The 12,617-nt window shown below is 39.8% G+C and carries 9 protein-coding genes; 3 read left to right on the top strand and 6 right to left on the bottom strand.

What is annotated here, in order from left to right; genetic code table 11:
• From F981_RS21285 to dxs, 3 genes are all read right to left on the bottom strand, one after another.
• A partial coding sequence (locus F981_RS21285; RefSeq protein WP_004725627.1) for a DEAD/DEAH box helicase occupies nt 1-1,463 on the bottom strand: 1,463 nt, incomplete at its 3' end.
• A 657-nt stretch (nt 1,464-2,120) separates the two neighbouring features.
• The gene (locus F981_RS21280) at nt 2,121-2,951 is read right to left on the bottom strand and encodes an inositol monophosphatase family protein (protein ID WP_004725624.1); all 831 of its coding nucleotides are present in this window, start codon (nt 2,949-2,951) and stop codon (nt 2,121-2,123) included.
• A gap of 130 nt (nt 2,952-3,081) precedes the next feature.
• Nucleotides 3,082-4,986 (bottom strand): 1-deoxy-D-xylulose-5-phosphate synthase, encoded by a 1,905-nt coding sequence (gene dxs, locus F981_RS21275; protein ID WP_004725622.1) that lies wholly within the window; start codon nt 4,984-4,986, stop codon nt 3,082-3,084.
• A gap of 315 nt (nt 4,987-5,301) precedes the next feature.
• On the opposite strand from dxs, the gene ribA reads away from it, so the two are divergent.
• Entirely contained in the window at nt 5,302-5,904 is a 603-nt protein-coding gene (gene ribA / locus F981_RS21270) for a GTP cyclohydrolase II (protein ID WP_016539373.1), read from the top strand.
• 156 nt (nt 5,905-6,060) lie between these two features.
• Here the strand turns inward: ribA and hemN are convergent, their stop codons facing one another.
• A complete protein-coding gene (gene hemN / locus F981_RS21265) occupies nt 6,061-7,425 on the bottom strand; it encodes an oxygen-independent coproporphyrinogen III oxidase (RefSeq protein ID WP_004725619.1) in 1,365 nt (454 codons plus the stop codon).
• Between the two features lie 273 nt (nt 7,426-7,698).
• Between hemN and hemF the strand changes: the two genes are divergently transcribed.
• Nucleotides 7,699-8,640, top strand: a complete 942-nt coding sequence (gene hemF / locus F981_RS21260) for an oxygen-dependent coproporphyrinogen oxidase (protein ID WP_004725617.1) — start codon at nt 7,699-7,701, stop codon at nt 8,638-8,640.
• Nucleotides 8,641-8,926: 286 nt separating this feature from the next.
• Here the strand turns inward: hemF and F981_RS24050 are convergent, their stop codons facing one another.
• Complete coding sequence (locus tag F981_RS24050) at nt 8,927-9,121, bottom strand: hypothetical protein (protein WP_035371912.1); 195 nt, start codon at nt 9,119-9,121, stop codon at nt 8,927-8,929.
• A 195-nt stretch (nt 9,122-9,316) separates the two neighbouring features.
• Here F981_RS24050 and aroE point away from each other — a divergent pair, with 195 nt between their 5' ends.
• On the top strand, nt 9,317-10,105 hold the full coding sequence (gene aroE, locus F981_RS21250) for a shikimate dehydrogenase (RefSeq protein ID WP_004725613.1): 789 nt from the start codon (nt 9,317-9,319) through the stop codon (nt 10,103-10,105).
• A gap of 74 nt (nt 10,106-10,179) precedes the next feature.
• Here aroE and F981_RS21245 read toward each other — a convergent pair whose 3' ends face one another.
• Nucleotides 10,180-12,585 (bottom strand): hypothetical protein, encoded by a 2,406-nt coding sequence (locus tag F981_RS21245; RefSeq protein WP_004725611.1) that lies wholly within the window; start codon nt 12,583-12,585, stop codon nt 10,180-10,182.
• Nucleotides 12,586-12,617 lie beyond the last annotated feature (32 nt).

Raw genomic sequence — 12,617 nt, 5'->3', positions numbered from 1 at the left:
GGACGATCTTCACCACCGAATGAACGTTGTGGACGATCACCGAAACCACCTTCACGGCGTGGTGGACGATCACCAAAATCACGCTTAGGACGATCATCACCATAAGATGGACGATCACCACGTGGTTTGTCATCGAAGCTACGACGTGGACGATCATCACCGCCTTCACGACGTTTGAAGTTTGATTCACCTTCAAAACGACGACCACCGCCGAAACCGCCACGACCGCCTTCACGACGACCGCCACCGTTACTACGACCACGACCGCCACCATCACGACTACCGCGAGCTGGAGGTGGAGATGGCTCTAAACCTTCGATTTCAGAAACACTTAAACGCGCTTCTAAATAATCTTCTAAAGCACGGATCTTACCGCGTTCACGGTAAGTTGCTAAAGTGATTGCTTTACCAGTACGACCCGCACGACCTGTACGACCAATACGATGCACATAATCTTCATTCTTCATTGGAAGACCGAAGTTAATTACGTGAGAGATTGTTGGTACGTCAAGACCACGAGCAGCTACGTCTGTAGCAACAAGAATTTTTGCACGACCTTCACGGATACTGCGTAAACGACGGTTACGTACAGTTTGTGGCATAGCACCATGAAGCGCAACAACTGAAAGACCAGCTTCTGCAAGCTCTTCAGCAAGCATATCTGTATCTTCTTGAGTTGAAGCAAATACAACTGCTTGATCTACGTCTTCTTCATTTAACCAATGCGTAAGCAATTTTTTCTTATGCTCGAAGCCATCAGTCCAATGTAAAGTTTGGGTAATATCAGTATTTGTAGAATGACCTGTTTCAATTGCAATACGTTCAGGTTCGTTCATCATGCGTTCAGCAAGATTAATGATACGTGGTGCAAATGTTGCAGAGAACATTAATGTTTGTTTACGATTTAAAGCTAAATCGCTGATTGCTTCTAGGTCTTCAGAGAAACCTAAGTCAAGCATACGGTCAGCTTCATCGACGATTAAAGCATCAACTAAATCAAGTTTAATTTGACGACGGTTTACAAGATCAAGTAAACGACCAGGAGTCGCAACAACAACTTGTGCACCTTTTAATTGTTGGATTTGCTTACCAAAAGGCATACCACCCATGATTGCTGCAACACGTACACCTTTCATATGGCGTACAAATGCAATCGCATCTTGACATACTTGTTGTGCAAGTTCACGAGTAGGTGAAATCACCAAGATATTTGGTTGAGTTACTGCTTTCATACGATCTTTAAATGGTACAAAAGTATCTTGACCAGCTAAAGCGTTTAACGTAGGGAGTAAGAATGCAGCAGTTTTACCAGAACCAGTTTGGCTTGATACTAGAAGGTCTTTTCCTTCTAAAGCCGCTGGAATAGATAGTTCTTGAACAGGAGTCGGCGTAGTAAAACCAAGACTCTCGAGTGCTTTCTGTAGCGACTCGTCTAATGAAAATTCAGCAAAAGTTTTGCTCATAGAGATATTCACCCTAATGTGGGTGCTCCATTAATATATGGTCTGATGGACATCGGCAAAAAGCGGCACAGCAATAATCGCTGAAAATATAGAATCAGCGGCGATCCGAGAACGACGATGCGTATAACGCACATTTGATAACAGCCGCAACCTGAAGGAATCGCTTAAGCGATTGGGTGGGGCGCGAAATATTGTCCTCTCTTTGGACCGGACGCGCATACACAATATAGAAGAGAAATGTTCAGGTAATGAACGAAATTTAGTGCGTGCGCAGAGTATAGCAGAATTTATAATAATGTCACGAAGTTTTATTGTTTTTTCCTGTATTGTATTAAGTCATTCATTATCATCAGGAATTAAATAAAAAACTTGATCTACAGCTAAACTTTCATCCTCAAAAATATCTGCTACAGCTACCGCTAAACACTCCACGGTAAACTCGCCTAGAATAATCGTATTGGATTGCCAATGATATGCACTCTTAGCGTCCCCCAATAAGTTGTATTATTTTTATATAAGTACTATTCGCTAAGTCTTGCAATCACGAAAGTTTAAACAACGACATTCACTATTGATAGTATCGCATTAAATCGCAACCCATAAAAAAGCCCTCATAAAGATGAAGGCTTTTTAAAACTCAATCTACACAAGTATAAATTACTTCGCAGCTTCACCCCAAGCAGGAACAACAGCTTGCATCAATGGTTTTAACATTTTCATAGAACACGCAATCACTTGACCATTTTCCATAGAATCTGAACCACCACGAGCATCAACGACTGTACCACCCGCTTCTTTCACCATAAGCTCGCCTGCTGCGATATCCCAAGGTTTTAAACCGAGTTCAAAATAACCATCTAAACGACCAGCCGCAACATAAGCCAAGTCCAATGCAGCAGAACCTGCACGACGATATTGTGCGCCAGCTTCAGTTACATTTAATAATGATTCAAAATGGTTTTTCGCATAAGAAACAATCTCACCATTACGTTTAGCGCGGTAAGCATGACCTACACCCATAAAGGTATTTTCAAGGCTGTCTTTAACATTCACACGAATACGACGTTGATTCAACATTGCGCCACGACCACGGCTTGCAGAGAATAGCTCATCTTTCACAGGGTCATAGATAACACCGTGTTGAGTTACACCTTTATGTTGAACTGCAATAGATACACAGAAATGTGGGAAAGCATTGATAAAGTTTAAAGTACCATCAAGAGGATCAATCACCCAACACCAATCAGCATCGTGACCTTTACCTTCTTGTAGCCCAAACTCTTCACCAAGGAAGCTGTGATTTTTATAACTTTTACGAAGCGTATCAATAGTCAACTGCTCGATATAACGATCTACACGAGTTACTGGACCATCAATACCTTTTTCTTCGACTTGTAGATCGAGTTTATGACGATTTTGATGCGCTTTTAAAAGCTCTTGACCAACTAACTGAGCCGCACGCGCAGCCATCACCACCATAGGTTCCATTGAACACCCACTACAAATTTGAAGATACTGATAAAGAATAATGCATAAAAGCGCCGACATTTTAGCAAATATCGGCGCTTTTTGGGAAATTTTGTTGCTAAAATTTTACAACTTTAACTTTTACATGAGCTTAAACGTGTTGTACCAGCTTTAACCAAGCCTGTTCAATCGAGTTTTGAATACCTTTTACATCTAAACCACAGTCTTGAAGCATTTCAGAATGGCTTGCTTGTGCAAGGAATTCATCAGGTAAACCTAGGTTTAAAATTGGCTTTACAATTTGTGCCTGTGCCAAGAACTCATTGACCGCACTACCCGCACCCGCCATCACCGCATGTTCTTCAATAGTTACAAATAAGTGAGTTTTGTCTGCCAAATCACGAATAATCTGTTCATCCAATGGTTTCACAAAACGCATATTGATCACACGAATTGCAATATCCAACTTTGGTGCCAGCTGTTTTGCTGATTCAAGCGCAGGTTGAACACGACTACCAAAGGCTAAAATTGTGATTCCTTCTTCGTGTTCAGTATTGAGTTCTAACAATACTTCAGCTTTACCAATTTCCAGCTCAATCAACTGTTGTTGAATTTCTACACCTAAACCGTTACCGCGTGGATAACGTACTGCAGTTGGGCCTTTGTATAGATATGCTGTATGCAACATTTGGCGACATTCGTTTTCGTCTTTTGGCGCCATGATCACCATATTGGGTACTGTACGCATATAAGCATAGTCATACGCACCAGCATGCGTAGGACCATCTTCGCCAACTAAACCTGCACGATCAATACCAAAGGTCACATCAAGATTTTGTAAAGCAACATCATGAATCAGTTGGTCATAACCGCGTTGCAGGAAGGTTGAATAAATCGCCACAACTGGCTTCAATCCTTCACATGCCATACCCGCAGCTAATGTCACGGCATGCTGTTCTGCAATTGCAACATCAAAGTAGCGCTCTGGAAATTGTTTAGCAAACTGTACCATGCCTGAGCCTTCACACATGGCAGGCGTAATTGCGAGTAATCTGTCGTCTTGTGCAGCTTCATCACAAAGCCATTGCCCAAATACATCTGAATATTTTGGCGCTACATTTTTAGTTGCTGAAGCATTAATTTTGCCAATCGCATGATATTTAATTTGATCCGCTTCAGCAGGCGCAAAGCCCTTACCTTTCACAGTATAGACATGGATCAGGCGTGGCCCTTTACGCTTTTTCAGCGCATTAAAGACTTGTACCAGTTGCTCCACATCATGGCCATCAAATGGGCCAAAATAATCAAAACCAATCGCTTTAAATAGATTATCCGCAGCATCAGTCGCAGATTGATGTAAACGAGAGTTGTAGTTCCATTCAGGGCAATCCTGTACAAAAGCTTGCCCTTCTTCATCAATATTGATGAATTGCCCTTGTTCCCAAATTGCAGCTAAATGCTTTGCAAAACCACCCGTGCTACATGAAATCGACATATCATTGTCATTGAGCACCACCATCAAATCAGCATTATGCGCCACTGCATCATTCATGGCTTCAAATGCCATTCCAGCAGTCATCGCACCATCACCAACGATGGCAACAACTTCACAAGGGTCTTTTTGATAACGACGTGCCAAAGCCATACCCAAGCCAGCAGAAATTGCAGTCGATGAATGTCCTACACCAAAGGTATCAAATTCAGATTCATCCCGTGCTGGAAAAGCCGCCAATCCATCTTTAGAACGGATGGTCATCAATTGCTCACGGCGTCCTGTAAGGACTTTATGTGGATACGCCTGATGGCCCACATCCCAAACTAAACGATCCCGTGGTGTTTCAAAACAATAGTGTAAGGCAACTGTTAATTCTATAACGCCAAGGTTTGCACCAAAATGCCCGCCACTTTGTCCAGCAGCATACAAAATAAATTGACGCAATTCGTCTGCGACCTGCGGCAATTGGCTTTGCTCAAACTGACGTAATTGTTGAGGATGATTAATTTCATTCAACAAAGGCGTAACAGGACGATGACTAGGTATTTCGGTATACAACATATGTGGCAAAGCCTTCTAAAGCCTGGCAAATCTAGCTAGGTAAACGGGTTAGCATGATTGTGAGAACCAATGATATCACATTCAATCAGCCACATTTATAATGATGCGTCATTGGAACTTCCAAGTCAGCAAGTGTGCTCTTGGTGTCAATTATCATGAATAATCTATCTATATATCAACTATTATCGTGTGCTTTATACAAAAAAGAAATTTTTATAGCAATGTTATCTATAAAAACATGCTTTACAAACCTACCAATGTCCAAGCATTACGCTATACTTTAGCCAATTTCTAAACAAATAGATGGAAGATTCTGTGTCAATAGAGTTTGTTGCCACTTCAAAATTACCCACTGCTTATGGTGATTTTAAAATTTCTGTATTTCAAGATCCACAAACAGGTGAAGAGCATGTTGCTCTTTCTAAGGGTTTAGAAATCGCGCCTACAAACCCCGTTTTAGTTCGTATTCATTCAGAATGTTTAACTGGCGATGCCTTTGGTTCATTAAAATGTGACTGTGGCCCTCAATTGCACAACACCATGAAAATGATGAATGATGCAGGCCAAGGTGTGATTTTATATTTGCGCCAAGAAGGTCGTGGTATTGGTTTGACCAATAAAATCCGTGCTTATGCTTTGCAAGATCAAGGGCATGATACCGTTGATGCAAATTTATTGTTAAACCTACCTGCTGATGCACGTAAATATGATATGTGTAGCATCATGCTCGATCATTTACAGGTTAAACAAGTCAGGCTAATTACCAACAATCCATTAAAATTAAAAGCTTTAACAGATTTAGGTATTGATGTATTAGACCGTGTACCGTTGACAGTGGGCTTAAATAAGTTCAATGAAGATTATTTAAAAACCAAACATGATCGTATGTCTCATATGTATGAGAAAGATGATTTTTAATCATAGACGTCTTGCTCAGATACAAGTGATCAGATCTTCGGTGAAGTGAGAGCTCAGTCCTAGCTCCACACATAATGGGGCGACATCCCTGTCGCCTCGCGATAGAACCAGCATGGATGATTCAAGTTGATACGAAAGCAGCTTAATTAATTGACATCAAATCGTCATCGAGAAAATTTGCGTTTCAGGCTTTCTACGCTTTAAATGCAAATCAAACGCCATACAAATATTACGGACAAAAGGCTTCCCTTGCTCCGTGATCACAATCCGATCCGCTTCAATGTTCAATAAACCATCATGCTGCATTTCAACAAGCTGTTGAATCACATCACCACGCTCAGCAAAATCCATCGTTTGATCTGACCAAGAGGTTTGAAAGGTACACATCAAATTCAAAATATGCTGACGAATCTTTAAATCTTCGACACTTAACACATGCCCTTTCACCACAGGAATTTCATCATTTTCAAGACAGCTGTAATAGGCTTCTAAATTTTTTTCATTCTGTGCAAAGCTATACCAACTATCACTGATTGAAGATAGGCCCAATCCGATCATGACTTGTGTTTTTGATGAGGTATAGCCCATAAAATTACGATGCAAAGTACCTGCATGAAATGCTTGATACATCTCATCTCGATCTAAAGCAAAATGATCCATCCCAATCTCATGATAACCATGTGCTAAAAGTTGCTTTTTCCCTTCTTCATACAGGGTTCGCTTCATTCCATCTTTGGGCACATCATGATCTTTAAACCCACGCTGTCCATTGCCCTTAATCCAAGGCACATGCGCATAACTATAAAAAGCCAAGCGATCTGGCATTAACGTATTAGTCAAATCAATGGTATGCAACACATCTGCTAAATTTTGAAATGGCAAACCAAAAACCAGATCATGGGAAATCGATGTATAGCCAATGTCACGTGCCCATTGCGTCACTCTTTCTACATTTTCAAAGGGCTGGACACGATGAATGGCCTTCTGAACAGTCTCATTATAGTCTTGTACCCCATAGCTGACACGGCGAAAACCGAGCTCATACAAGGCTTGTAAGTGTTCTCGCGTGGTATTATTAGGATGCCCTTCAAAACTAAATTCATAACCATCCGCAATATTGGCTTTGGCTAAAATACCCTGAATTAATTGTTGTAAATGCTTAACTGAAAAAAATGTTGGTGTTCCACCACCCAAATGAATTTCTTTAATGATGGGTCTGTCTGCTAACAACTGACAATATAAGTCCCATTCTTTTAAAACTGCTTGAATATAAGGTAATTCAACATCATGCCGTTTCGTGACTTTTTTATGGCATCCGCAAAAAGTACATAGACTTTCACAGAACGGTAAATGAATATAAAGACTGATGCCTTCAACGTGATTAGACTCATCAAAAGAGCGCTTTAAGGTCTGTTTCCATTGTTGCAGCGAAAATGATGCCTCCTCCCAATATGGAACCGTTGGATAACTGGTATAACGGGGTCCAGCAACATTGTATTTTTGAATCAAAGAACAACTCATATTCACTGCTCGATACGCAATTAACATTCAAAAGAAATAAACCCAAAAATTGAATTTACCTTCAATACATTGTGCTGAGCTTAAGGATAGATTTCAACCTAGCGAATTGCTCGGGATTGCCTAGCGTGTATCCGCGATACCCAAAGATTTTTTAGTCTCATTCGATTCATTCACACCAAGTTCAAAAAATGTATTCATGATGACTTGGTTTTGTTTTTTTAGCGTTTTATGTTTTGATGTAGAAAATTTTTCAATTCTCCTTTGAGGATGATCATGCAAAACCCGACTTCTGCAGATATTCAACGTGTTCGTGATTTCCTAACAGATTTACAAGCTCGAATCTGCTCTGCCCTAGAGCAACAAGAAAAATTAGGCCACGGCACTGCAACATTTGAAATTGATGACTGGCAACGCCCTGAAGGCGGTGGTGGTCGTTCACGTGTTCTACAGAATGGAACTGTGATCGAAAAAGGCGGGGTGATGTTTTCTCACATCAGCATTTCCAAACTGCCAGCTTCAGCAACAGAACGCCATCCAGCAATTGCTGGAGCCAAAGCACAAGCCTTGGGTGTTTCTTTGGTCATTCATCCAACAAATCCCAATGTTCCAACATCTCACGCCAATGTACGGCTATTTGTTGCAGAGCCTGAAGGACAAGCACCAATTTGGTGGTTTGGTGGTGGTTTTGACCTCACGCCTTTTTACCCAAATGATGAAGACGTTTTATCTTGGCACCAAACAGCATTTGATCTGTGCGCACCGTTTGGTGAAGAAATTTATGCGGAACATAAACAATGGTGTGATGATTATTTCTATTTAAAACATCGTGATGAACAACGTGGTATTGGGGGTTTGTTTTTTGATGATTTAAATCAATGGGATTTTGAAAAATGCTTTGAATATATCCAAGCGGTCGCTAATGGTTATTTAAATGCTATTTTGCCTATTTTCCAAAGAAATCAGGATAAATCCTTTACACAAGCCCAACGAGACTTCCAACTGTATCGTCGTGGTCGCTATGTTGAATATAATTTGGTTTATGATCGCGGGACTTTATTTGGCTTACAAACTGGTGGTCGAATTGAATCTATTCTGGTCAGCATGCCACCGCTTGCAGCTTGGTCTTATCGCCCAGAATGGGATGAAAATAGCCCAGAAAAATGCCTCACTGATCATTATTTAAAGCCTAAAGACTGGTTGTCGATATTAAAATAATCTCCCGCCATTTATGCTTCATCGTTTAAAAAGCTATCTTTCATTCAAGATAGCTTTTTCACTTAAACCGCTGAATACTTCTGAGAAAATAACGCTTGAAAGATTTACTCACAATTAAAATGAGAATAATTCACGATAAGAATACTTTTTTAATTTAATATATGCTCAAACTTGAGCTAAGATACCAACCTTAAAATTTCCTTAATTTTTTTGAAAAAAGTCTTAGCGTTTAAAGAATATTATAGCAGTAGAAACCAGAGGTAGGTATGAGGAATTTATTAGAAAATCACAAGGTTAGTCTTTCATTCAGTATTTTATTTTTATTAGCATGCTCCATTTCAACCACCATCATTTCCAAAGACCTTCTTTCTGACAGTATCTCAATTACTTCTAGTGTTGTTTTATCTGCTGGTTTTCTCGTTGTTTTTGCTATGATTTTTCTTGATTTCTTAGAGTCAGTTTGCAATCCATAAAGCATCATTTTGAAGCACAACATTTCCCTCAAAACCTTCCTCTTAAAAACAAGCTTTAGCGCGATTAAAAAACGTTCTAAATCATCAATTTATTCAAATTTTAGCATAAGCTAAACCGCATTTAATTTGGTTGTGTCATCCATTTTCACGTATATTGTTGCCATTCTCTAAAAATCAACACAATCAATACTTGGACATTTGGCATGAGTAAACTTTTCGCAGTCATTGGAAATCCGATTGAACACTCTCGTTCACCTGAACTACACCATGCCTTTGCAGAAAAGACTGGTATTGATCTCAACTATGTAAAACGTCTTGCTCCACTCGATGGCTTTACCGCAAGTGTAACTGAATTCTTTGCTCACAATGGTGTAGGTATGAATGTTACTGTGCCATTTAAAGAACAAGCTTTTGCCTTATGCCAACAACTGACAGAACGTGCAAAAATCGCCAAGGCGGTCAATACGCTTTGGATGGAAAACGGGGTATTGCATGGTGACAATACAGATGGGCAAGGTTTAGTCGATGCGATTAAAGCGCTAGACTGGACTTTAGACAACGCAGATATTTTGATTATTGGTGCAGGCGGTGCAACTCGCGGTGTGGTTTACCCTCTGGTAAAAGCGGGAGCTAAAAAGATTGTGATTGCCAACCGTACCCGTTCACGTGCGGAACAATTGGTGGCAGATTTACAAAGCGCTGTTCCTGAAGCAGAACTTTCCGCTTGTAGCCTAGATGAATTAGATGGGCAATTTGATCTTGTTATCAATGCGACTTCGGCAAGCTTAACGGGTGATGTACTGATTCTTCCTGAAACCTTAACCTTTCACCATGCTTATGAAATGGCGTATGGCAAACCTTCAAGCTTTATCGATCAAGCCAAAGCGCGCCAGATTCCAAGCTCAGAAGGCTTCGGGATGTTGGTTGGGCAAGCCATAGAAGCATTTTATATTTGGAATGGGGTTCGCCCAAATTTAAAAGATTTTCTTTAATCAAGATATACAGTTTTAAAAGATCCATAAAAAAGAACCTCAATTGAGGTTCTTTTTAACAACACCAAGATCAATTACTTTAACTTGGCATCACTCAAGATCTGATAGGTTTGCTTAAATAAATCATAATCAATAAATTCAGTCGCGTCTTGATCTAAGCCAGCAACAACTTGATCGTTAAATTTATTGCGTTTAAACGCAGTATAAGACTTGGCTAAAATCTTCGCTGTTTTGATAAAGTCAGCACGTTGCCCTTTTTCAATCTCATTTTCCGCTTCAAACTTCTGCATATAATATTGCGCAAAAACGGCTTCAGTGGTTTTGTATTTTTTGACTAAATTCTGAATTTCTAAAACACTTTGTTTATCTTTCCAGACTTTAGCCACGATCTCATCAACAGCATTTCCAAGCCCATCATCATATTGGTGGTCATCTTCCAAATGATGCTTTTTCTGTAAAGCTTGGATCTGTTTTAAAGCTTGACCTTTCGGATTGTAAATCTCTTCATCAGAATAAGAATATGCATAAATCGCTGCAATTTCCTGTAAATCTTGAGCAGAGTATTGTTTAATTAGCTCAGGTTTTTCTGCAGTCAGTTTGGCAATAAATACGGCTTTATAGGTTTTTTCATACGAACCCGTTTGTGCAAATACTTGTTCAGCCAACTGCGCCAAACGCTCATCTAAAGTTAAATATTTTTGCTCTGAATGACTACCTGTATCACCTGAAACACCCGCAATACCGCCTACAGCTTGCTCCATAATGCTGCCTTTAAAGATATCTTTAAATGGTTTGGCTTGCTGTAAAACACTCTGATCGATCTTGCTGGCATTTCCATAATTAAGGAATTGCATATCCATCTTAACATTCAGTTTACGATTTAATTTATCAAAATCCACACCCAAATCATAATCTGCTTTTACCGCCCGACCGTTGTTATCTAAAGACAGATCGACGATTAAAGGATTACGTTTGTTTTTAGGCGGCAAACTGGCTTCAACTTCAATATGATGTTGATTCCACAATTGTTTAAATTGTTGAGCATCAACCAACTGGTCTTTGGCATAGCCTGTAAAGGTTTTGACAAGCGCTGCATTACTTTGCTGCTGTAAAGCTTTACTGGCTGAAGATGCATCATCCTTTGGTTCAGCACTTAAAACATCAATTTCATAATGATACTGACAATATTCCACATCACCAAAACGTGGATGAGCTTTTGCTTTTGTTAAGTCTTCACATTGTTGTTCAGTTAAAATTTTCTGACGCTCTGCTGATGCGTCTTCAGACTCAGCTTCAACGTTATCATCTTCCTGATCGGCAACATCAGAAGTTTGGCTAGTGGCATAGTCTTCATCATCTTCAACTGCTTTTTTAGCCGCGTCTTGTGCATCTGCATAAACAGCGTCCACCTCTTCTTCAGACGCTTCATGAGATTGACGATTGACGGCACTATAAAGTTGATACATGGCACTAGCGGCATCAGCCACACCCGCATCATCAGTACTGATCCCCGCTGAAGCTTCTTCTACTGCTTTCATTGCAGCTTGTGCCGCCTCGTTAGCAGCATCGCTTGAATGGCTTTCTCCAGCAGTATCTAAGAGTTTTGCAATATTTGTAGGACTCAATCCAAGCACTGAATTCATGAAATATTGACGATTCACTGTAGAATACAATTGCCCTTGCAAAAACATTTCTTCAATGCTGGTAGTTAAGCGGATTTTTTCGACGATACCTGCTTGCTTCTCAGCTGAACTCACCGCGAGATTTTCAATTTGATTCGGGGAAGCAATCAAATAAGAAGTTGCGCCTGATTGTTTAAGAAACTCAACCAAGGCTTTTCCATTCACCTTGGCAATATCATCTTTGTATTTAGAAAAATCATAATAGGCATATTTATTCTGATCTTGTGAATTGGCCAAATAAGGCATTAAAGAAAAAATATGGGTATAGAATTTATAATTATTGAGATCCAATACTGTAGGAACACGCATTTCCACAGAAAGGTTGGGTTTTTTATACTGCGTTTCTAAGTTAAACGATGCCATTTTCTGACGATAATTCACAGTTCCATCATAACGAATCTGTAAATCATTCACGATATTTTGTACAACATCTGCGCCCATACCAACAAAGCGATTTGAATACTTAGAATCTTGCTTAGCAATTGCTTGATAAAGTACTTTTTTCTGTGCATCGGTTAATTTAATTTTTTGATCTCTTAGATACTGATTGACCTTTTTTTCAATTGTAGGATCTAATTGCTTTGTATCAGCTGCGTTGGCTTTCTGAACGCTATCAAGTCGAACCTTGACTTGTCCACGATAATCAAAATTCGGATATTCATACAAGGCATTAAAGCCTTGAATTGCACGTTGCGGAGCGTCTTGATCTGCATTTAAAGCATTGCTTTTAATCACATGTGTAGAACATGCCGATAAACTCAAACCCAATAGACACAATGTTAATTTTTTTAAATGCATGATAGTTCTACCCACTTGAATATTATAATGAC

Origin of the sequence: Acinetobacter guillouiae CIP 63.46, from assembly GCF_000368145.1 — a bacterium.
Classification (GTDB): domain Bacteria; phylum Pseudomonadota; class Gammaproteobacteria; order Pseudomonadales; family Moraxellaceae; genus Acinetobacter; species Acinetobacter guillouiae.
Note: the sequence above shows the minus strand (reverse complement) of the source record. Positions and strands in the feature narration are given on the sequence as shown.